Below are 20,617 nucleotides of genomic sequence, written 5' to 3'. Positions count from 1 at the left end.
TTCGGGGTCCCGCCGGGTCTTTGGACTTACTGCGCAAGCAACGCGTCGAGGGTGGCAAAGCCGTAACCGGCCGCGCTGATGCGGTCGATCACCTGCGGCAAGGCGTCGGCATCGAGGGTGCTGCGGTCGTCGGGGTTGGAGCCAATATGCATGAGGACAATTTCGCCCGGCTGCAGGGCAGCCATGACCCGGTCGGAGACGATCTGGGCGCTGATGCCCCCGCTGGTGCCCTTCCAGCCAAGCGTGTCCACCGACCATCGGACGGCTGCATAGCCCAGATCGTTGACCGCCTCGATGGTCCGGGCATCCCGTTCACCGAAAGGAAAGCGGAACAACGGCCTCGGGTCGGCGCCGGCGGCCAGGATTGCTTCCTCGGCCCCGCGCACCTGCTGCACGATCTGTGCGTCACTGAGTCCGGTGAAACCGGGATGGGTCATGGAGTGGTTGCCCACGCGGTGCCCTGCGGAGACAATCTGCCGGACGCCGTCCGGATTGTTCGCGGCCCAGTTCCCAGTGAGGAAGAATGTTCCGGCCACTCCTTTGGCTGACAGCGCCGACAGGATCTTCGGCAGGCCTGCCGCGTTGGCCCCGGCGTCAAACGTCAGCGCCACGGTGTTCCCGGCGCCGGGAACAGCTGTCAGGTCCTGGTTGCGCAGCCCTGCAGGGAACGGGTCCTGCGGCGGAACGGTGCCCGGGGCAGGTGGTGTAGTAGCAGGTACGGGAGGCACGGTCACCGGCGGTTGCACCGGAGTCTGTCCTGCCTCCGGGGTCTCGGTCCCGGCTGGCGCAGGGGGCGGCGGCGTGGCAGAAGGGCTGGACGGCGTGGGGGAGGCGGCGCTGCTGGTGGCCGCGCTCGTGCCCGGGGACGGCCCGGCCGCGGGCTCGGGGCTCTCCGCGGGGCGCTGCAGCAGGACGGCCAGGACGACGGCGACGAGCACCAGGGCGGCTACGAGTGCAATGGCTGCCGTCCGGCGTCGTCCATTTCCCGGCAGCGGATCCGTCGGCCCGCTGCCGGTCGCATCCGGCCTGCTCACGGCATTCCCCTTCAGGACTTGTTGTGGTCTGTTTCAGGCGTGTGGACCACCAGGACCGGGCAGTGGGCATGGGACACGAGGGCCGAACTGACGGATCCGAGCAGCATGCCCCCGAAACCTCCGTGGCCCCGCCGTCCGACCACCACCATGTCCGCGTCCCTGCTGGCTTCGATCAGTGACTCGCGCGGGTGCCCCCGGACGAGGCCCACCACGACGTTCGACGGCGTCTCCGGGCCGAAGGCTTTTGTCACCGCCTCGTCAAGGATCTGCCCGGCGCGTTCCTCGAAGCCTTCGATGCCCACCATGACGTAGCCGGCGTACACCTGGGGGTAGTCCCAGTAGGCGGTGGCGAGGACCTTGGCGCCAAGGGGCAGCGCCAGGCGCTGGGCCTGCCGGAGCGCCTCCACGGAGGGCTCTGACCCGTCCACGCCCACGAGAATCCGGGCAAATGGTGTTTCCGCTGTGCTCATTTCAGCTCCTCATGTGGCGGCGGTGGTCCCTCGTATCTTGTCGCGGCCGTTGCCGGAGGGGTAGGGCCGAAGGTCCGCCTGGCGTTCCCTGGTTCCTGGTCAAGGGGTCCCTGGTCGAGCCGGAAGGGCGGGTATTCATCACGCATCAAGGCCGTGTAGGCCATGACGCGGTAGATCCAGCGGTTGATCCCGAGTATCAGGTCGAACAGCGGGCGCTGGTAGCGGCCGGTAAAGAGCAGCGCCACCACTGCCACCAGGACCAGGATTCCCAGCAGGGACAGGCCGGTACCCCGTTCATACGTGGTTCCGAGGTCTTCGGTGTCTGCCGGCCAGGTCCAGGTGGTGCCGGCCAGGGCGGCAACGATCAGCAGGTGCGGAATGGACAGGAGCCACCACTTGACGAGGACGAGGCCGCGGGAAAGGCGTTCAGGGTAGTCCACCTCGAAGTCCGCCGGATAGGCCGTGCGTGCCAGGGTGAAGGGCGGGTAGAGGTCGGTGCCTGCTGCGGCGTAGGCGTAGAAGGCCACCCTCCAGTTCCAGCGCATGACCCCGACGTTGAAGTCGAACAGGGCCCGCGGATAGCGGCCGGTGAACAGGATGGCGAACCCGGCCACGACGGTGGTCACGAGGAACGCGAACCACAGGAAGACCAGGACGATGAAGTGCGGGATGGCCAGGAACCACTTCACCAGCCACATGGCCCGTGACAAGGCGGGATCCAGCTCCCCAATGAGCCGAGCGGGATACGGGGCGCTGTCCCGTGCCTCCGGATTCATAGGCGCTTGTGGTGGAAGTACCGCTGCGCCCGGAGGACCGGCGTGCCGCCCGAGTCCCACCGCCCCCAGGATCAGCAGGGGGATGCCGATGGCGAGTGCGACTGCGCCTCCCACCAGCAGGCCGGTGGCCGCAGGCCGGATCAGATCTGAACGGAAGCCGGCCTGCACCTGCGCGTCGACGCCGGTGCTGCCGTCGGCATTCATGATGACTATCGCCCAGCTTCCCGCAGCCAAGTCCCAAGTCAGCTCCTGTTCGCCGGCACCCGCAACGGATGCGCTCCAGAACTGTTGCTCCCGGGGAGGTGCCGGCGAGCCGGTGCCGGGAACGTCACGGTACTCCGCCCGGAAGGGCCGGCTGTCCACCTCGAGGAGCTCGGAGTGGTGCACGCCGGAAAGATATCGCTCAACATCTTCCTGGGGAGCAATCCCCAGGAAGATTTCCCTGCCGGGGTCAACGGAGGATGCGCGCAACCTGAGTGTGCCGACGTCGAAAGGCAGCCGGGGTGGGACGCCCTCGCCCACGGCATCGATTCTTGGCGAGGTCAGGGCGTGGGAGCCCACCGAGAGCCGGGCGGTGCCGGAGGTGAGGTATCCGTCGCCCTGGACGGATCCCACCACTGAGGCAACCACCCCCGCAGCCAGGACGGTGGCCCCGGCGATCGAGGCAAGGATGCCGAGAATGAGCAGGATGACTGCGGGGGTCTTCTTCATGGTGCCGGTCCAGGCCTAGGCCTTGTTCCTGGCGGCCTGGATCCTGGTAATGACCGTGGGGCACGGCAGGTGCTTCAGGACGCCGTGGGCTGTGGATCCGAGGAGAAGGCGCTTGATGCCGCCCCTGCCGCGGCTGCCTACCACCAGCAGCCTGGCTCCGGCGGCGGCATCCACCAGGGCGTCCACGGGGGTCTTTTCGGTCTCGAGGATCTGATGGACTTTCAGGTCCGGGTAGTCTTCCTCAAGCCCGGCTACTGTTTCGGAAAGGACTACCCGTTCTTCCTGCACGATCAGCTCCGCCAGAGTGGTGGACGACAGTCCGGCATCCACGATTGGATCGGGTGTTCGCACCGCGTAGACCACCGTGAGCTCCTCACCCTCCCGGTCAGCCTCTGCGGCCGCAAAGCTGACGGCGAGGGTCGCTTCCTTGGAACCGTCAACGCCCACCACCACGCCGGAGCGGCCGTTGAGATCCTGCGTCCCTACCACGGCAACCGGGACTTTGGCGGTGGCGGCAACCTGGAGTGCCCGGTCGGCCAGGACGCCGCCAAGGTGCCCGGTCCCCGAGCCCACGACCAGCATTGATGCCTTGCCGGAATATTTGGCGAGCGCTCCGCCAACGCTTCCGTTGAGGAGCCGGGTGGTGACGGGAACCTGGAAGGTGCCCCGGATCCGTCCGGCGGCCACCTGCAGGAGCTTGTCGCCGGCCTCTTCCAGCACCCCAAACCAGGGGTAGGGATCTGCCACCCAGCGGTCGTCTACGACGTGGAGAATCACCAGCGGGACATTCGCCCGCTGGGCCCGGCGGGCTGCCCACAGGACGGCCGCCTGGCTTTGGGCCGAGTCGTTGGTGCCTACGGCGATTGGTTTATGGATTGTCATGGCCGTGCTTCCTCGTCTTGTGCGGTGCTGGACACGTTTAACACTCCCGCCCGGGGGCCGCGGATTGTAGGGCCAAAGGTCACGGGCGCGGAGGCGGCCGACCGTGGATATGGAGGGGACCTAAGGCCCTTGGGGGACCCCGGGTTCCAGTGCGAGCCTGTGGAATAAGCCGCGAACAAAGAGGCGCCCACGGGCCACCTCCGGGGAAGGCACAGATGCTCCATCACATCAGGCTCCACAGGACGCTTTGGGCGCTGACCGCCGTCCTCACCCTGCCGGTTGCGGCGGCAGGCGCCGCGCGTCCGGAAATCTATGCCGGGATTGTCAGCAGTAACATCCTGCCCGGGGCATTTTCCCAGGACTTGCTCTCAGTGGCAGCCGGGCTTGGCCTCGGCTATCTTGCCGTCGCGGCCGGACCCGGGAAGACCAGGCACCACATCGCAGCACTGGGGATCCTGGGCTACCTTTTCTACGCGTACGGGATTTATGTGATTGAACGGGCCTACAACGGCCTCTACCTGGCCTACATGGGCATCTTCGCCTTGGCCTTCTGGTGCATGGTCCTGGCGGGCGCGCACTTCAGGCGCGATCTGACCCCACCGGCCCTCCCGAAGGGTATCCGCTTGCTCTCGGCCTCGGGCGCGATCCTCCAGCCGCTGATCTTCTACCCACTGTGGATCGCGATGCTCCTGCCCCTGATGAACAGCGGAGAGCAGATCGATTCCCTCTACTCGATCTTCATCCTGGATCTGTGCTTCATCATGCCCGGCTTCCTGATCCTGTCCGTCCTGACCTTCAGGAACCGCGCCGTGGGGCTTCTGCTTTTACCCGCACTCCACGTGCTGGGTTTCATCCTGATCTTTTCCCTCGCAATCGGAGAACTGGCCAAGCCGCTTTTCGGTGTCCCGCTCAGCCCGCCGGCGCTGTGGCCCCCGCTGGCTCTGTCGCTGCTGTTCCTGGTGCTCGGGATCCTGCATCTGGCCAAGCTCAGGCCGGGCTCGGCCGCACCGGGGGATGCTTCCACCCCGGGAGGCAGGCGCGTACTCTGGGATGACCGTTAGGAAGTAAGCGGCCCGGATGCATTGGGTGATTTTCCCCAGCCCCTCGGAGGAATGCCTGGCAGCCGCTCGAACCCGCACCACCTCTCGGATCCACGAATCACGCGCGGCCCTTCCCGTCTGGCGTTTTCCCATTTAAACGGCTCACGCCTCCCTGACTTTCGACAACTTAAGATGAGGAGTTCCCATGGACCCTGGGGCGCTTCTGGCGCTGGTTGGAGGCTATATCACTGCCGCCATCGGCGTTTTCCTGCTGTACTCGCCGGTCCTTGTCCTGGTGGTCTGGCTGCTCCTCCTCGCAGGGCTGCTGCAGCTGCTGGCGTGGCCCTTTATCATCCTGTTCCGCAAACTGCGCAGGAAGCCGGAACCCCCTTCGGACGGATCCTGGTTGCTGCACTGATCCATGGGGAAAGACCCGGTTCACATCCCGCCCTTTTCATCAGTATGCTTACTATTGTTCGCCCGGAGTTCAAGAGAAAGGCATCACCATGACTGAACAGAACCTCCCCGATGACAACCTCGAGGTGGTCGAGGAAAATGATGTGCTCCTGGATGAAACCCCCGGCGCCGCTGCGTCCTTTGAGCTGGATCCCGTCAAGGGGGAGCCGGACAGCTACCCGGGCGCCGCGGAGAACAATCCGGACCGCTGGCAGGAGGATCCGCTTCTCCAAGGAGAGACTGTTTCGGGTGAAGAAGAGGATTTCCTGAGTGACCAGACGCTCCGCGACGAGACGGCGGACGCCCGGTACAACGCAGGCGATGAGCAAGTGCCGCCGGATGCGCCCACCCTCGGTGAAGCCGTGGCGGACGTCGACTTCGGCGAAAACCCGGCCGGGCCCGAGGCCGAGGCAAGTGACGATACCGAGAACTTCGGAGGGTCGCCGCTCAGCGAGTTCGACCCCGAGGACCTGGAGCGCTGACAGCAGGCGGGGGCCAGCACGCCCTGGCCGAAAACGGGATCACGGCTAGACTAATAAGCAGGCTGATGAATATCAGTTGGTAGATCAGGACTTAGGGAGTTTCACATGAACTTGGGAAGCATGATCAGGAATGCCGCTGGACGATTCACGGGCAGGACCGGCACCAGCGGAACAGTCCGCGGTACCGGGATGAACGCCGCCAGGCGGACGCCGCACGCAACGGGCGGCAGGACCGGCGGCATGGCCCACAAAATCATGGGAATGCTCCGGCGGCACTAAAACCACGAAACCAGGAAGCAGGTCCCGGATACGTCCGGAACCTGCTTTTTGGTCCTTCAGAGCATGCGTGAACTCGTCATCCTCGGCACCGCGTCCCAGGTGCCCACCCGCGCCAGGAACCACAATGGGTACCTGCTGCGCTGGGATGGCGAGGGCCTGCTGTTCGATCCGGGCGAAGGAACGCAGCGGCAAATGATCCACGCGGGTGTTCCGGCAACCCACATCACGCGTATCTGCCTCACCCACGTCCATGGCGACCACTGTTACGGCCTTCCCGGCGTGCTGTCCAGGCTGGCCCTCGACGGCGTGCGGCATCCCGTCCACCTGCACTATCCGGCCGCAGGCGAGGATGTGGTCCGTGCCCTGGTCTCGATCAGTTCGCCCGGCATCGATCTGCGCCTGCACCCCCACGGCAAAGCGGGAATCATCGCCGACGGGCTTGAGGTCCGGCCGCTGAAGCACCGCATCGATACCTTTGGCTACCGGCTTGTGGAACCGGACGGCCGGACCCTGCTGCCCGACCGGCTGGCGGCGGCGGGCATCGCAGGACCCGACGTCGGCCGCCTGCAGCGCGAGGGCACGCTCAACGGCGTCAACCTCGAGGCCGTGAGCATCCACCGGCCCGGCCAGCGTTTCGCATTCGTCATGGACACCGCGCCGTGCGCCGGTGCTGAGGAACTGGCCGACGGCGCCGACCTCCTGGTTGCCGAATCAACCTTCAGCGATGACGACGCCGGCCTGGCGCAGCAATACCGCCACCTCACCGCCGGGCAAGCGGGGGAGCTGGCGTCGCACGCCGGTGCCCGTGCCTTGGTACTGACGCATTTTTCATCCCGCTATGGCGACGACGCCACCATGCTTGCTGCCCAGGCATCCGCACGCGCCGGCGCCGCCGCCGTCATGGCCGCTTCAGACCTGCAGCACATTCCCTTTCCGCAGCGGCGCAGCCCCCGCGCCGACCTGGCACACCAGGCAGTCCACCACCTGACCCGGCAAGGAGGCCGACAATGAGCGCCACGTCCGAGGAAGTCGACGGCGTCACACCTGCGGGCGGGGAGCCCGAGCTGAAACGGGTCCTGGGCCCGAAACTCCTCCTGCTCTTCATCGTGGGGGACATTCTTGGCGCCGGTGTCTACGCCGTCACCGGCACCATGGCCGGAACGGTGGGCGGCATCGTCTGGCTGCCGTTCCTCCTGGCTTTCGTGGTGGCGACGCTGACGGCGTTTTCCTACCTCGAACTGGTCACGCAGTATCCCCAGGCGGCGGGCGCTGCCCTGTACACGCACAAAGCCTTCGGCATCCACTTCGTCACGTTCCTGGTGGCCTTCGCAGTGGTCTGCTCCGGCATCACCAGCGCCTCCACCTCAGCCAACGTCCTGGCACAGAATTTCTTCGGCGGGCTGGAAATCAACGGAGTCATGGGTGATCCCGGCCAGGGCGTCATTACGGCCGTCGCCCTGGCATTCATGCTCCTGCTGGCCGCCATCAACCTGCGGGGCGTGGGGGAGAGCGTCAAGTTCAACGTGGTGCTCACCCTGGTGGAAATGGTGGCGCTAAGCATCGTGATCGGCGTCGGGTTCTTCGTCATGGCCCAGGGCACGGGCAACCCCGGCGGGATCTTCGTCTTCAACGACTACCAGGACAAAGGCCTGTTCCTCGCCGTCACCGCCGCCACCTCCATCGCATTCTTCGCCATGGTGGGTTTTGAGGACTCGGTGAACATGGTGGAGGAAACCCGCCAGCCCGAAAAGATCTTCCCCCGGACCATGCTGACCGGCCTCGGCATCGCCGTGCTGCTGTACATGCTGGTTGCCGTGTCCGTGGTCAGTGTCCTCTCGCCCACCGAACTGGAGGGCATCCGCGAAGCCGAAGGCGCCGCACTGCTCGAGGTGGTGCACAAGGGCTCACCGGACTTTCCCATCGACCGGATCTTCCCGTTCCTGGCCGTCTTCGCCGTGGCCAATACGGCACTGATCAACATGCTCATGGCCAGCCGGCTGATCTACGGCCTGGCCCGCCAGCAGGTCCTGCCGCATCCCCTGGGCAAGGTCCTGCCGGTCCGCCGCACCCCGTGGGCGGGCATTGCCTTCTCCACCGTCCTTGCCCTGGGGCTCATCCTCTACGTGACCAGCGATCCGGAAAGCAACATTGTCGCCAACCTTTCCGGCACAACGGCGTTCCTGCTGCTGTGCGTCTTCACCGTCGTCAACGTGGCGTGCCTGGTGCTGCGGAGGAAACGGGATCCGAACCGGAAAGTCTTCTTCACCTCGCCCGGACCCCTGCCCCTGGTCGCAGCCATCCTTTGCGCCTTCCTGGCCGGGCCGTGGGTGGGACGGAACGTGATCCAGTACCAGATAGCCGGCGGACTGATGGCCATCGGCGTGGTCCTCTGGCTCGCCACCTGGCTGATCAACCGCCGGACCAACCGCGGGGATAGGGTTAACCCATGACTGCAGCTGCAGAATCAACCGTCACTTTCGACAGCCGCTTCGCCAGCGAACTGGCAGATATGGCAGTTCCCTGGCAGGCGGAGGAAGCCCCGGAGCCCCGGCTCCTGGTCTTCAACGACGCCCTCGCGGAAGAACTCGGGCTGGATGCCAGCTACCTGCGCAGCCCGGAAGGCGTGCGGTTGCTGCTGGGCAACCACGTGCCGGAAGGGGCCGCTCCGGTGGCCCAGGCCTACGCCGGCCACCAGTTCGGCGGCTACTCACCCCTCCTCGGGGACGGACGCGCCCTCCTGCTCGGCGAAATCGTGGACGCCAACGGCCGCCTGCGCGATATCCACCTCAAAGGCTCGGGCCGCACACCGTTCGCGCGGGCAGGGGACGGCCGTGCCGTCGTCGGGCCCATGCTCCGTGAATACCTCGTCAGTGAGGCAATGCACGCGATGGGCATTCCCACCACCAGGTCGCTCGCCGTCGTCGGCACCGGACGCATGGTGCGCCGGGACGACATGCTGCCCGGGGCGGTCCTGGCCAGGGTGGCCGGCAGCCACCTGCGGGTGGGAAGTTTCCAGTACGCGCGGGCCACGGACAACCTCGAGCTGCTGCGCCGCCTGGCGGACCACGCCATCAGCCGGCATTACCCTGCCGCCGCCGAGGCAGACAATCCCTATCTTGCGCTGTTCCGGGCGGTGGTGTCGGCCCAGGCTGCGCTCGTGGCGCAATGGATGCTGGTGGGCTTCGTCCACGGCGTGATGAACACGGACAACATGACCATTTCCGGCGAGACCATCGACTACGGCCCCTGCGCATTCATGGACGACTTCAACCCGGCCGCCGTTTACAGTTCCATTGATGTGGGCGGGCGGTACGCCTATGCCAACCAGCCGGTCATCGCCGAATGGAACCTGGCCCGCCTCGCCGAGTCGATCCTCCCGCTGATCAACGAGGACCAGGAGCAGGCTGTCGCTCCCGCCGTGGAGGCGCTGGGCGAATTCCGCGGGCAGTACAGCGATGCGTGGTTCAACGGAATGCAGGCCAAGCTGGGCCTGCCGGCCGTCCCCGCGGGAAGCCCTGAAGCCGAAGCGGCGTCCGAACTGGTGGACGGCGTGGTAGCGATCCTGAAGGACGGCCCCGTGGACTACACCCGGTTCTTCCGCTACCTGGGCGAAGCGGCGCGCGGAAATGAACGGCCGGTCCGCGGCATGGTCATGGACCTCGCGGCATTTGATGCCTGGGCCGGCCGCTGGCGGTCCATGAAACCGGACGCGGACCGGATGGACCGGCTAAACCCCGTGTACATTCCGCGGAACCACCTGGTGGAAGAGGCCCTGGCTGCAGCCACCGGGGGCGACCTGGAGCCACTGAACAGGCTCCTGGAAGCAGTGCGTGCCCCCTATGAAGAGCGTCCCGGCCTGGAACGCTACGCCGAAGGGGCCCCGGAAGACTTCGGCAAGTACATGACGTTCTGCGGTACGTGACAGAAAGAGCCGGACTCTGCCGGAAGCACATTAACGGGCAAGGGCGGCGGCCGGGAGTTCCCGGCCGCCGCCCTTGTCTCTGTACTGCGTCTGTTGCGGCTGCTTCAGCTGCGCCGGGTGACTAGGCTACCCGGACGAAGGAAGCTCCACTGAGCCAGCTGATGGAGTGGACTTCGGTCTTGTAGCCGTCCACGCCGCCGCTGACAACCTGGCCGTCGCCGGCGTAGACGCCCACGTGGCCGGCAGTGATCACCAGGTCGCCGGGGGCGGGGGTGCCCACGGTGGTGCCGTACTGGTAGAACTGGCCGGGAGCCAGGTCACCGACGGACAGGCCAACGGAGCGCAGTGCCTTCTCCACCATGGCGGTGCAGTCCTGCTGCACGCCCAGCTGGCTGTAGGCGGAAGCCAGGATGGCTGCGCCGGTGCCGGTGCCGGTGGCGGCCGGGGCGGGAGCCGGGGCCGGGGCAACGGCGGCGGAGGCGTAGTTCACGGTGGTTCCGGTGCTCGCCAGGGCCGGTGCGGCCGGAGCAGGCGCAGCAGCAGGTGCCACGTAGCCGGCGCCCGGAATGGTGATCTGGTCACCGGGGTAGATGATGGTGGAAATATCCAGGCCGTTGGCGGCCAGCACGTCGTTCAGGCTGACGCCATGTGCAGCCGAGATGGCACCCAGGGTATCGCCGGAGACCACGGTGTAGACGTTGCCGGCGGCGGGGGCTGCGGCAGCGGGAGCAGCCACGGCAGCGGCCGGAGCGCTGTACGCCTGGACGCTAGCGGTTTCGGTGGTGTCCGGGCCGGTCACGCCAGCGTGGGCGGGAGCTCCAACACCGAACGCAATGCCGGACGCAGCGGCAACTGCGAGCACCGGACGGCTGAGCGTCCGGGCCTGGGACTTTGCGGAAGCAGCCAAGCCCTGGAGCGCGATTGAGCGGGCCGGAGTCGCGCGGTGACGGGCGGTAGGAAAATTTTTTGACACGTGTGATCGCCTCTCCCATGCCTGCGGGGTGAGCTGTCGGGTTCGGGTTGGAGATACCCGGCCGAAGGGCGACCGCCCGTAATGGACGAAGGCGCTGTCGACTTAACCCCAAGGCCACAAATGGCCGTGGAAACTTGGTTCCCCCGTCCCTGCCAGCTGGAAAGCGGTTGAATCCCGTATCAGTGGCAGGGCTCGGCATACTGATGGGAATGTCCCGTTTTGGGAGGGACACCTGAAGACCATAACCCGGCCCCGGAGCAATTGTCACGTTTGGGTAACATCCGAGGCGCTTCTATCATATTAAGCAAATGTTTGGAGTTTCATACCACATCCGGTTGACCTCGGGTGATACCGAGCGTCCGGCGCGGCCTGTTATTTGTGTCACAAAATCATAAAGACAAAGCAGGCTGGCGGTCCTAACCCTCAACCTCGCATTGAAACCCGATAGGCTTCGGAACTATGCGCCTGATCGGAAGCATGCTGATGCCCCCGCTGCTGGGAGGGGTGCTGGCCCTCGCCCTGGCCGGCCCGTCCGCCCTGCTTCCGGCGTCCGCGGACGACGCCCCGCCGGGCGGGTATCCCTCGTGGGAGGACGTGCAGAAAGCGCAGCAGTCGGAAGCCGGCAAGGCGGCCGAAATCGAGAAGATCACAGGCCTGCTGCAAGGCCTGCAATCCGAATCCGAAACGCTCGGGGCAGCCGCCGTCGTATCTGCGGCCGATTATGCACTGGCCGACGCCGCCCTGCAGTCCGCAACAACGAGGGTGGATGCCCTTGCCGGCCAGGCTGCCGAGGCAAATGCGGAGTTGCAGCGGCATCAGCAGGCGATTGGTGCGCTGGCCGCCAGGTCGTACAAAACCGGCGGAACCACCATGGGACTCTTTGTGGCACTGGAAGCCCTTGAGAACAACAGCATTCACGGGCTCAATGTGGTTGAAGTCGTGGGAGCCAAGACCGCGGACCTGGTCAGCCGGGCGGAGGCCGCGGGAAAGGCCACCGCTGCCCTGGCGGAGCAGGAAAAGGCCGCCCGGGCGGAGCGTGAACGCCTGTCCGGAGAGGCGAAGGCCAAACTGGACGCTGCCCGTTCCGCCCAGGACGCGGTGGCCCGCCAGGTCGCCGAAGAGCAGCGGCGCAGCGGAGAGTTGACCGCCCAGCTGGCATCCCTCAAGGGCACGACGGCGGCGCTTGAGGGCGAATACCGGCAAGGCCGGGCGGCGCTTGCGGCCTATGAGGCGGCGCAGGCAGCCAAACGCGCCGCTGCCGAGGAGCAGGCCCGCCGGCAGGCGGCTGCAGATGCCGCCCTTGCCGCTGCGCAAAAGCCTCCCGCACCGCCAAACCCGGCCCAGGCGGTACCGGTGCCAGTGAACCCCCCGCCGGTAAATCCGGCACCGGTCAACACCAACCCGGCCCCGGCGGACCCCGGCCCCGTCGCCCCTGCGCCGGCAAGCCCCGCCCCGCCTGCCGTCGTCGTGCCCTCCGTGCCGGGTGGCGCTGTCAACGATCCCGCCGCAGCCAAAAGCTATGCCTCCGGCCGCCTCGCGTCCTATGGATGGGGGCAGGACCAGTTCCTCTGCCTCGCCCAGCTCTGGACGAAGGAATCCAACTGGCTGACCACTGCCACCAACCCCTACTCCGGAGCCTATGGAATTCCGCAGGCCCTGCCGCCCGGCAAGCTGGGAAGCGCCGGCAGCGACTGGCTCACCAGCTACCGCACCCAGATCGAGTGGGGGCTGGGGTATATCCGGGACCGCTACCGGACACCCTGCGCGGCGTGGGACCACTCCGTGGCCAGGAACTGGTACTGAGGGGCGCGCTAGGCTTTCTCCATGCCAGATTTTGAGCGGTTCCGGGTGCTGCTTGAGGAGGAGCGGAAGCGGAAGGCTGCGCTGCTTCCGGACCTCCGCGCGGACATCGCCTCGGCCAGTTCGGCCCGGCTCGATTCAAATGTCGACGACGAGCACGATCCCGAGGGTGCCACAATCGCCTTCGAACTGTCCCAGGCGTCCGCACTCCTGAAGCAGAGCGCCGCCGGCCTGGACCAGGTGGAGGCCGCCCTCGCCCGGCTGGACGCCGGAACCTACGGCACGTGCGCCGTATGCGGCGAAGCCATCGCCGAGGGCAGGCTGGAAGCCCGGCCGTGGACCCCGTTCTGCATCACCCACGCCGGGGCGGGCCGGCGATGAGCGCAGGGCCGGACGTCGTTGACGCGGCAGCGGAGTTCATCGACCGTACCCTGCAGAATGAGGGCTCCTGGTATCGCGCGGACGACGCCGCCGCCCGGCTGGGCGGGATCCTCGCCTCCTACGGTTCCTCCGTGGGCGCTGTCCGGGGAACCGTCCGTGATGCGCTCCGGAAATTCAAGGTTTTGGACCATGATGACGTCGTCCAGCTGGCCTCCGCCCTCTGGGGCCGGCCCAGGCCAGGCGCCAGGCCGGTCTTCGAGCGGCGGCTGGCAGCCGTGGTGCTGCTCCAGGCCAAGGCCGCCTGGCTGCGCCACTCGGACCTGACCCGGATCGAGGGGTTCCTCCGCTCCGCCTCCACGGCGGAACTCGAGGGACCCCTGGTGGCCGATGTCGTGGCGCCGCTGCTTGCCGGGCTGCCGGAGCGGGACCGGCAGCGCGCCGGCGTGGTGCTGGCCCGCTGGGCCGAGGATCCGCACGGCAGCCTGCGGCAGGCGGCGGCAGTGCTTGGGCAGCCGCCAAGCGCCGGCTTCCCGCCCGGGCGCAAGACCCCACAAGAAGGAGACATCCATGAACGATCCCTATGACCTTGGACGCTTCGTCGCTGCACAGGACAGTGGCGGGACGTATGAGCGGGCCCTGGCCGAACTTCAACTCGGTGGCAAGCGGGGCCACTGGATGTGGTTCATCTTTCCGCAGATCGCAGGGCTGGGACAGAGTGCCACCTCCCGGAAGTATGCGATCAGGTCACTGGACGAAGCCCGGGGATACCTTGAGCACGACGTACTGGGCCCGCGCCTGCTGGAGTGCGCACAGGCCCTCACCAACCATGCCGGGCGCGCCGCAGAGGACATCCTGGGCGGCATTGACGCCCGCAAGCTGCAGTCGTCCATGACGCTGTTCCTCCGCGCCGCACCCGGCGAAACAGTGTTCAAAACCGTTCTTGCACAGTTTTTCGACGGCCAGCCCGACCAGGCCACCGATGAATTGCTCGCCGGGCAGGACCAGGCCTAGGACCTATGGGGTGGGGCTGCCGCCGTTGACGTTCAGCGTCTCGCCCAGCACGAAGCTGGACTCGGGCGAGGCCAGGAACACGTAGGCCGGCGCGAGTTCTGCGGGCTGGCCGGCGCGGCCCAGGGGAGTGGACTGCCCGAATTCCGGCAGGTCCTCCTTGGGCTGGCCACTGCTGACCTGCAGCGGTGTCCAGATGGGGCCCGGCGCAACGGCGTTGACACGGATCCCCTTGGGAGCGAGCTGCTGGGCCAGGCCCTTGGTGAAGTTGTTGATGCTGGCCTTGGTGGTGGCGTAGTCCACCAGCGTCGGTGAGGGGTTGTAGGCCTGCACCGACGTGGTGTTGATGATGGTGGACCCTGCAGGCATGTGCGGAAGGGCTGCCTTGGTCAGCCAGAACATGGCGTAGACATTGGTCTTCAGCGTGTGGTCAAACTGCTCGTCGGTGATGTCCGCGAGGTCCTCCTGGGCCACCTGCTTTCCGGCGTTGTTGACCAGGATGTCCACACCGCCCAGGACTGCCACGGCGGTGTCCACCACGTCACGGCAGGCTGACGGGTCCTTGAGGTCCCCGGGCACCTTCACGGCCTTCCTGCCTGCGGCTTCGATAATGCCTGCGATCCTGGCAGCGTCCTCCTCCTCCTGCGGCAGGTAGGACATGACGACGTCGGCCCCCTCCCGGGCGAACGCGATGGCCGCGGCGGCACCGATGCCCGAGTCCGCGCCGGTGACGATTGCCTTCCGGCCTTCGAGCCGCCCCGTGCCGCGGTAGGTTTCCTCGCCGAGGTCCGCCTTGGGCATCAGCTCCGCGTCCAGCCCCGGTTCGGGCTGGTGCTGCTTCGGCGGGGAAATGTGCTCGTAGGCGGTGACCGGGTTCCGGAAGGTGTACTGGTCTGTCATGGTGGTCCTCCTGCTGGTGGAACGATTCCAGGAAAGCTAAGCATGCTTACCGTTCCAGCCTAGGCAACCGGAGGCCGGCTGCCAACCCGGAACTACTCCCGCGTGACCTCGACCAGGCGCACCTCCGCCAGCCGGCCGGCGTCGATAATTGCCGTCATGTACGTGCAGGCGGGCTGGCGCCGGCGGTCCGTGGGCGAGCCGGGGTTGAGCAGCCGCAGGCCAGCAGGGGAGGTGGCGTCCCAGGGGATATGGCTGTGCCCGAAGACCAAGACGTCCGCGTCCGGATAGAGCGCCTCGCACCGCAGCTCGCGCCCCTTTGCCTGCCCGGTCTCGTGGACCATGGCAAACCGGACGCCATCCAGGGTGATGCGCGCGGTTTCAGGGAGCCGGGCGCGCAGATCCGGCCCGTCATTGTTCCCGTAGACGCCCACCAGCGAACGGCTGCGTTCCTGGAATTTGTCCAGCACCTCCGCCTGCACCCAGTCCCCGGCGTGGAAGACCACATCCGCGCTTTCGACGGCGGCCCATACCTTGGCGGGCAGGTCCTTGGCCCGCTTGGGAATGTGCGTATCAGCAACCAGGACGATGTTCAGCGGCATAGGGAAATCCTGCCACGCGGGGCCTGTTCCGGTTCCCGGGAGAGTCGTAATCTGGGGGCTGGAGGTGATTGCCATGGAGGCAGCGCAGGGCGACCGCATTATCGTCCACGGCCGGCATGTTGGATCCACGGACCGACACGGAGTGATCCTGGAAGTGCGGGGACAGGACGGAACCCCGCCTTACCTGGTCCGCTTTGATGACGGGCACGAGACCATCATGTATCCCGGCGGTGATTTCGCCGTCGAACGCGCGCACGGCAACTGACGTCCGCGGATACTGGGCCCGGGCGTGATGCACCTGTCAGACTGGGCTGATGGATCATTCTCTGGCTTCCGCAGCGTCCGCCACCCCGCCCGTCCGCACGGGTCCCCGGGATCCGGGCGACGCCTGGGTGGAAGGGGACCGCGGGCGCTTCTGGGGCCGGTTCGGCGCTGCCGGCGTGCTGGCCTACGATCCGGCGAAGGGTGTGCTGCTGCAGCACCGGGCGTTCTGGAGCCATAACGGCGGAACGTGGGGGCTCCCGGGCGGAGCCCTCCACCAGGGCGAGGAGCCCGTGGCCGGCGCGCTCCGGGAGGCCTGGGAAGAGGCGGCGGTCCCGCCGGAGGGTGTGGACGTGCTGTTCACCTCTGTCCTGGACCTGGGCTACTGGTCCTACACCACGGTGGTGGTCCTGGTGCGCGAGCCCTTCGACCCGGTCATCAGCGATCCTGAGAGCATCGAATTGCTGTGGATCCCGCTCGATGCGGTGGAGCAGAAGGAACTGCATCCCGGTTTCGCGGCCGCCTGGCCCGGCCTGAGGCGGCGGCTCGCTGCCGCCGGCCCCGATCGCGGCGGCGCTTCCTAGTAGTCCGGACCGTATTCCGCCGTGACCAGGATGGGCAGGTGGTCCGAGTTGCCGCGCGGCAGCGTCTCCACGCTCTGGATGTCCAGGCCCAGGGATGTGGCAAAGTCGAAGTGGCCCTTGAAGACCTTGTACCGGGTGTAGGTGCGCCGGTTGCTGAGGGAGAGGGCATACCCGGAGTTCTTCATGTGGATGTCCAGGTTCTTCGTGAAGAACGGGTAGTTGAAGTCACCCACCATCAGCGTCATCAGGCCCCTGCCCATGCTGAGGAGTTCGGCATGGGCGGCGTGGATCTGCTTGCGCCGGAGCGAGTTGGAGGCGGTGAGCGGCGCCGCGTGGAACGAGCCGATGACCAGTTCGTGCTGGGTGTCGTTGTCCATCACCCGCACGCCGATCAGCCGTTCGTGCGCCGGTGCCAGGACCCTGTCATGCATCGACTTTTTCAGCGCGAAGGATTGGGTATCGAGCGCGGTGAAGCGGCTGGTGCGGTAGTAGACGGCGAGGCCCAGCCGGTTTCCCTTGGTGACGTGCGCCAGGTGCAGCGGGCCCAGCGTTTCAGGGAGGTCGCTGGCGTCCACCTCCTGGAGGCAGAGGGCATCGACGTCATGGTTCCTGGCCAGGGCGAGAAGCTCGCCGCTGGCCTTGTGTTTGCGGAGGTTGTAGCTGATGACGCGCATGGAATACCTCGTTTCGAGGTCGCTGACAGGACCAGTTCCTGAGTCTAGTCCGCTGGCTTCATCCAGACTCAATCATTTCGCCGGCACAGCATTTCGCGCCGGACCGCTGCTGCGGTGTTGCGCCAGCCGTTAGAGTTAGTGGCAATTCACTGAAGTTCTCTGCGAAAGGCCAGCGTTGACTGACGAGTTCCCCGGGCTTGCCGAAGGCAACGCCTATTACCAGGTCCTGGGCGGCGGCCACTTCCGATCCACCATCCATGCGCAGGGCGCCTGGAACGCCCACGAACAGCACATGGCGCCCGCCTCCGGGCTCCTGGCCGAAGCCCTTGAACGCCACCAGCCGCGGGCGGATATGCGGATGGCCCGGCTCAGCTACGAGATCCTGGGCCTGATCCCGGGCGGGGAATTCCACATCGAGACCTCCACGCTAAGGCCAGGGAAGACCATCGAACTGCTGCAGGCGGAGTTGGTGGCTGCGGGCCGGACAGCAATCCGGGCAACAGCCTGGCGGATGATCACCAGCGACACTGCTGAAGTCGCCGCCGTCGAGGATTCCGCCATCCCGGGTCCGGACGACTGCAAGCCTTACGACGGTTCGGCCGTCTGGCCGGGTGGCTACATCAGGTCCCTGGAAATGCGTGTTGCCGAAGGGCACCGGCCGGGCGCCGGCAAAGTGTGGCTTCGCACCGACCACCCGCTCACGGACCGGGAGGACAGCAGCGACCTGGCCCGCCTGATGGGCCTGGTGGACACCGCCAACGGCATCGCTGCCCGGGTTCCGCCGGGCAAGGACAGCTTCGCCTTTCCCAACCTGGACCTGCAGATCCACATGTACCGGCGGCCCGAAGGCGAGTGGCTGGGGCTGGACAACGCGGTGTCCTTCGGCCGGGACGGGATCGGTTTGACGTCCACGGTCCTGCATGACCGGATGGGCCCGTTCGGGCGCGCCGAACAGATCCTGACGCTGCGCCGGACGTGACCTGCTGATGATGGTCCTTTAGGAGGCCCTGGACGTATCGTTAAGTATCGTTGTATATCGTTCGCATGCTCCAGAGGAGACCAGCATGAATGGATCGTTCCCGGCTTACGGATTCGGCGGCAGCAGCAATATCGACGGGCTGTGGCAGGCCGTGGAGGAGCTGCGTTCACGGTTCGAGAAACGCGCCGGCACCCGTGCCGGCAAGGGCGAGGTGCGGGCGGCGGTGCTGGCCCTGCTCGCAGAGCGTCCCATGCACGGCTACCAGATCATCCGCGAAATCGAGGAGCGCAGCGGCGGCAACTGGAAGCCGAGCGCAGGCTCCGTGTACCCCACACTCCAGTTGCTGGCCGACGAGGGCGTGATCAGGGCCGAGGAATCGAACGGCCGGAAAATCTACACCCTCACGGAAGCCGGCCGGGAAGAGGTGGCCCGCGACCACCTGTCGGAGCCGTGGAGCGCCGGCGGGCCTGCCGCCGGGGCGGGTTTCGCCTCCCTGCCCCGGGCAGGCGTTGAGCTCGCCCAGGCGGCCGCGCAGGTGGGGCGGACAGGATCACCGGAACAGGTGAAACAGGCCGTGGCCGTACTGGACGAGGCGCGGCGCCGGATGTACTCCATCCTCGCCCAGGACTGACGCAGGTGCCCCCGCTCCGCCACGACCTGCTCAACCCTGTATCCGGCGCGGGAAACACCAGTGCCCGGTACCGGCGGATCCTCCGGTTCGCCGCGTGGAACCTGGCGTCGATCTGGTGGTTCGAGCTCTTCCTGCCCCGGATCGGGCTGGCGCGGGCCGCGGAGCGGACCCGCTCCCGGCGGATGCAGCGCTTCGCCCGACGCTTCCACCTGCTCGCGGTGGACCTCGGTGGCCTGATGATCAAGGTGGGCCAGTTCCTGTCGTCCCGGCTGGACGTGCTGCCCCCGGAAATTACCGACGAGCTCGAGGGCCTGCAGGACGAGGTCCCGCCGGTTCCGTTCGCCGCCCTGCGCACGCTTGCTGAATCCGAACTCGGCTGCCCGCTGGAGCGGGTATTCGCCGTGTTCGAGGAGACTCCGATTGCGGCAGCATCACTGGGCCAGGCGCACCGCGCACGGCTCCTTCCGGAGTTCGCCGAGGAGGCCGGGCTGAAGGACGTGGTGGTGAAGGTGCAGCGTCCGGGCATCGACGTGATTGTCGCCGTCGACCTTGCCGCGCTGCGCAGGGTGGGCGGGTGGCTCAGCCGCTTCCGCCTCATTTCGGACCGGGCGGACGTCCCGGCCCTGGTGGAGGAATTCGCGCAGACCAGCCACGAGGAGATCGACTATCTTCACGAGGCCGCCAATTCGGAGCGGTTCGCGTCTGATTTCGACGGCGACGCCCGCGTTCAGGTGCCCCAGCCCGTCTGGGAACAAAGCACCCGCCGTGTCCTCACCCTGGAGGACGTCACGGCCATCAAGGTCACCGACGTCGCTGCGCTCCGGGCGGCCGGGATCGATCCGGCGGAGGTGGCTCCGGTCTTCGCCGCGGTCATGTTCGACCAGCTGTTCACCAACGGCTTCTTCCACGCCGACCCGCATCCGGGCAACATTTTCGTCACCCCCGTGCATGGCGGCAGCGGTGAAAAACCGTGGAAACTGACGTTCATCGATTTCGGCATGACGGGTGAGGTCACGGCTTCCACCCGCAGCGGCCTGCGCAAGCTCCTGATCGCTGCCGCAGCGCGTGACGGCAAGGGACTGGTGGCAGCCATCAGGGACGTGGGCGTCCTGATACCCGCGGCCGACACGGTGGAGCTGGAGAGGGCCATGACCCAGCTCTTCGCCAGGTTCGGGGGCATGGGATTCGCCGAGCTCCGGGAAGTGGATCCCCGTGAATTCCGTGATTTTGCGGTGGAGTTCGGCGACCTGGTCCGGTCGCTGCCGTTCCAGCTGCCCGAGAACTTCCTGCTGATCATCCGCGCCATGTCACTGACCTCGGGGGTGTGCAGTTCCCTGGATCCGAAGTTCAACCTGTGGGACTCGGTGGAACCCTATGCCGCCCGCTTGCTGCGGGACGAGCGAGGCAACCTGGTGCAGGACGCTGCTCGGCAGGCGCTGGACGCCGCCGGCCTGGTGCTTCGGCTGCCCGGGCGGGTGGACGGTTTCCTGACCCGGGCCGAAGAGGGGAACCTCTCCGTTGCCAACCCCCGCCTTGAACGCCAGGTGGCCCGGCTGGAGCGGACGGCGCGGCGGACGGCCTCGGTCCTCGTGTTTGCCGCCCTGCTGGTGGCGGGCGCGTTGGTCCGTGCTGACGATGCCGGGCTGGGGAATGCCCTGATGCTTGCCTCGGTGGTCCCGCTGCTGGCCGGCCTGTGGGTCGGCCGCCGCGGGCTGTGAACAATGTGGCAGGCGACGGCGTAACCTAGGGTTGGCCTGTCCGCCGGCAGTCCAACC

The 20,617-nt window shown here is 66.9% G+C and carries 24 protein-coding genes and 1 riboswitch; of the genes, 16 read left to right on the top strand and 8 right to left on the bottom strand.

What is annotated here, in order from left to right; translation table 11 throughout:
• Positions 1-26 precede the first annotated feature (26 nt).
• From ACJJV6_RS18355 to ACJJV6_RS18340, 4 genes are read right to left on the bottom strand one after another with little or no spacing between them, the layout of a single operon-like run.
• Positions 27-1,034 carry a polysaccharide deacetylase family protein gene (locus ACJJV6_RS18355; RefSeq protein ID WP_354176022.1) on the bottom strand — a complete coding sequence of 336 codons (1,008 nt, stop codon included), beginning with the start codon at positions 1,032-1,034 and terminating at the stop codon, positions 27-29.
• A gap of 11 nt (positions 1,035-1,045) precedes the next feature.
• On the bottom strand, positions 1,046-1,504 hold the full coding sequence (locus ACJJV6_RS18350; RefSeq protein ID WP_009357476.1) for a universal stress protein: 459 nt from the start codon (positions 1,502-1,504) through the stop codon (positions 1,046-1,048).
• The gene (locus ACJJV6_RS18345) at positions 1,501-2,991 is read right to left on the bottom strand and encodes a DUF4389 domain-containing protein (RefSeq protein WP_009357475.1); all 1,491 of its coding nucleotides are present in this window, start codon (positions 2,989-2,991) and stop codon (positions 1,501-1,503) included. The genes ACJJV6_RS18350 and ACJJV6_RS18345 overlap by 4 nt, the downstream gene beginning before the upstream one ends.
• Before the next feature lie 15 nt (positions 2,992-3,006).
• On the bottom strand, positions 3,007-3,873 hold the full coding sequence (locus ACJJV6_RS18340; protein ID WP_354176020.1) for a universal stress protein: 867 nt from the start codon (positions 3,871-3,873) through the stop codon (positions 3,007-3,009).
• A 215-nt stretch (positions 3,874-4,088) separates the two neighbouring features.
• Here ACJJV6_RS18340 and ACJJV6_RS18335 point away from each other — a divergent pair, with 215 nt between their 5' ends.
• From ACJJV6_RS18335 to ACJJV6_RS18305, 7 genes are all read left to right on the top strand, one after another.
• Positions 4,089-4,934 carry a hypothetical protein gene (locus tag ACJJV6_RS18335; protein WP_009357474.1) on the top strand — a complete coding sequence of 282 codons (846 nt, stop codon included), beginning with the start codon at positions 4,089-4,091 and terminating at the stop codon, positions 4,932-4,934.
• A gap of 184 nt (positions 4,935-5,118) precedes the next feature.
• Positions 5,119-5,331, top strand: coding sequence for a hypothetical protein (locus ACJJV6_RS18330; protein WP_009357473.1), 213 nt, complete (start codon positions 5,119-5,121; stop codon positions 5,329-5,331).
• Positions 5,332-5,419: 88 nt separating this feature from the next.
• On the top strand, positions 5,420-5,851 hold the full coding sequence (locus tag ACJJV6_RS18325; RefSeq protein ID WP_009357472.1) for a hypothetical protein: 432 nt from the start codon (positions 5,420-5,422) through the stop codon (positions 5,849-5,851).
• Between the two features lie 105 nt (positions 5,852-5,956).
• Positions 5,957-6,130 (top strand): hypothetical protein, encoded by a 174-nt coding sequence (locus ACJJV6_RS18320; RefSeq protein WP_160166598.1) that lies wholly within the window; start codon positions 5,957-5,959, stop codon positions 6,128-6,130.
• 63 nt (positions 6,131-6,193) lie between these two features.
• Entirely contained in the window at positions 6,194-7,141 is a 948-nt protein-coding gene (locus tag ACJJV6_RS18315; RefSeq protein ID WP_035752365.1) for a ribonuclease Z, read from the top strand.
• Positions 7,138-8,580, top strand: a complete 1,443-nt coding sequence (locus tag ACJJV6_RS18310) for an APC family permease (RefSeq protein WP_354176016.1) — start codon at positions 7,138-7,140, stop codon at positions 8,578-8,580. Before ACJJV6_RS18315 ends, ACJJV6_RS18310 begins: the two co-directional genes overlap by 4 nt.
• On the top strand, positions 8,577-10,052 hold the full coding sequence (locus tag ACJJV6_RS18305; RefSeq protein WP_354176014.1) for a protein adenylyltransferase SelO: 1,476 nt from the start codon (positions 8,577-8,579) through the stop codon (positions 10,050-10,052). The genes ACJJV6_RS18310 and ACJJV6_RS18305 overlap by 4 nt, the downstream gene beginning before the upstream one ends.
• 121 nt (positions 10,053-10,173) lie before the next feature.
• On the opposite strand, the gene ACJJV6_RS18300 is transcribed toward ACJJV6_RS18305, so the two are convergent.
• On the bottom strand, positions 10,174-11,025 hold the full coding sequence (locus ACJJV6_RS18300; RefSeq protein WP_133347286.1) for a LysM peptidoglycan-binding domain-containing protein: 852 nt from the start codon (positions 11,023-11,025) through the stop codon (positions 10,174-10,176).
• 3 nt (positions 11,026-11,028) lie between these two features.
• Positions 11,029-11,233: riboswitch (cyclic di-AMP (ydaO/yuaA leader) on the bottom strand.
• Between the two features lie 251 nt (positions 11,234-11,484).
• On the opposite strand from ACJJV6_RS18300, the gene ACJJV6_RS18295 reads away from it, so the two are divergent.
• Genes ACJJV6_RS18295 through ACJJV6_RS18280 form a run of 4 tightly spaced genes read left to right on the top strand, consistent with a single transcriptional unit; the run spans position 11,485 to position 14,217 of the window.
• Complete coding sequence (locus ACJJV6_RS18295; RefSeq protein ID WP_354176012.1) at positions 11,485-12,828, top strand: lytic transglycosylase domain-containing protein; 1,344 nt, start codon at positions 11,485-11,487, stop codon at positions 12,826-12,828.
• 21 nt (positions 12,829-12,849) lie between these two features.
• Positions 12,850-13,206, top strand: a complete 357-nt coding sequence (locus ACJJV6_RS18290) for a TraR/DksA C4-type zinc finger protein (RefSeq protein ID WP_035752362.1) — start codon at positions 12,850-12,852, stop codon at positions 13,204-13,206.
• Complete coding sequence (locus ACJJV6_RS18285; RefSeq protein WP_009357468.1) at positions 13,203-13,790, top strand: DNA alkylation repair protein; 588 nt, start codon at positions 13,203-13,205, stop codon at positions 13,788-13,790. Before ACJJV6_RS18290 ends, ACJJV6_RS18285 begins: the two co-directional genes overlap by 4 nt.
• Positions 13,774-14,217: a DUF1810 domain-containing protein gene (locus ACJJV6_RS18280; RefSeq protein WP_009357467.1), complete on the top strand. Its 444-nt coding sequence runs from the start codon at positions 13,774-13,776 to the stop codon at positions 14,215-14,217. Before ACJJV6_RS18285 ends, ACJJV6_RS18280 begins: the two co-directional genes overlap by 17 nt.
• A 3-nt stretch (positions 14,218-14,220) precedes the next feature.
• On the opposite strand, the gene ACJJV6_RS18275 is transcribed toward ACJJV6_RS18280, so the two are convergent.
• Positions 14,221-15,114: a glucose 1-dehydrogenase gene (locus ACJJV6_RS18275; RefSeq protein WP_009357466.1), complete on the bottom strand. Its 894-nt coding sequence runs from the start codon at positions 15,112-15,114 to the stop codon at positions 14,221-14,223.
• Positions 15,115-15,206: 92 nt separating this feature from the next.
• Positions 15,207-15,713 (bottom strand): metallophosphoesterase, encoded by a 507-nt coding sequence (locus tag ACJJV6_RS18270; protein ID WP_009357465.1) that lies wholly within the window; start codon positions 15,711-15,713, stop codon positions 15,207-15,209.
• A 73-nt stretch (positions 15,714-15,786) separates the two neighbouring features.
• Between ACJJV6_RS18270 and ACJJV6_RS18265 the strand changes: the two genes are divergently transcribed.
• Complete coding sequence (locus ACJJV6_RS18265; protein ID WP_009357464.1) at positions 15,787-15,978, top strand: DUF1918 domain-containing protein; 192 nt, start codon at positions 15,787-15,789, stop codon at positions 15,976-15,978.
• 49 nt (positions 15,979-16,027) lie between these two features.
• Positions 16,028-16,558 (top strand): NUDIX domain-containing protein, encoded by a 531-nt coding sequence (locus ACJJV6_RS18260; RefSeq protein ID WP_009357463.1) that lies wholly within the window; start codon positions 16,028-16,030, stop codon positions 16,556-16,558.
• Here the strand turns inward: ACJJV6_RS18260 and ACJJV6_RS18255 are convergent.
• Entirely contained in the window at positions 16,555-17,232 is a 678-nt protein-coding gene (locus ACJJV6_RS18255; protein WP_133347272.1) for an endonuclease/exonuclease/phosphatase family protein, read from the bottom strand. The two genes, ACJJV6_RS18260 and ACJJV6_RS18255, sit on opposite strands and share 4 nt — an antisense overlap.
• A 175-nt stretch (positions 17,233-17,407) precedes the next feature.
• Between ACJJV6_RS18255 and ACJJV6_RS18250 the strand changes: the two genes are divergently transcribed.
• The 3 genes from ACJJV6_RS18250 (at position 17,408) to ACJJV6_RS18240 (ending at position 20,560) form a co-directional block, all read left to right on the top strand.
• Positions 17,408-18,211: a thioesterase family protein gene (locus tag ACJJV6_RS18250; protein WP_354176008.1), complete on the top strand. Its 804-nt coding sequence runs from the start codon at positions 17,408-17,410 to the stop codon at positions 18,209-18,211.
• An 85-nt stretch (positions 18,212-18,296) separates the two neighbouring features.
• Positions 18,297-18,842 (top strand): PadR family transcriptional regulator, encoded by a 546-nt coding sequence (locus ACJJV6_RS18245; protein WP_009357461.1) that lies wholly within the window; start codon positions 18,297-18,299, stop codon positions 18,840-18,842.
• 5 nt (positions 18,843-18,847) lie between these two features.
• Positions 18,848-20,560, top strand: coding sequence for an AarF/UbiB family protein (locus tag ACJJV6_RS18240; RefSeq protein ID WP_354176007.1), 1,713 nt, complete (start codon positions 18,848-18,850; stop codon positions 20,558-20,560).
• Positions 20,561-20,617 lie beyond the last annotated feature (57 nt).

The sequence above is a fragment of the Arthrobacter nitrophenolicus genome, from assembly GCF_045833485.1.
Classification (GTDB): Bacteria; Actinomycetota; Actinomycetes; order Actinomycetales; family Micrococcaceae; genus Arthrobacter; species Arthrobacter nitrophenolicus.
The sequence above is the reverse complement of the archived record's forward strand: the minus strand, read 5'-3'. Positions and strand labels throughout refer to the sequence as shown.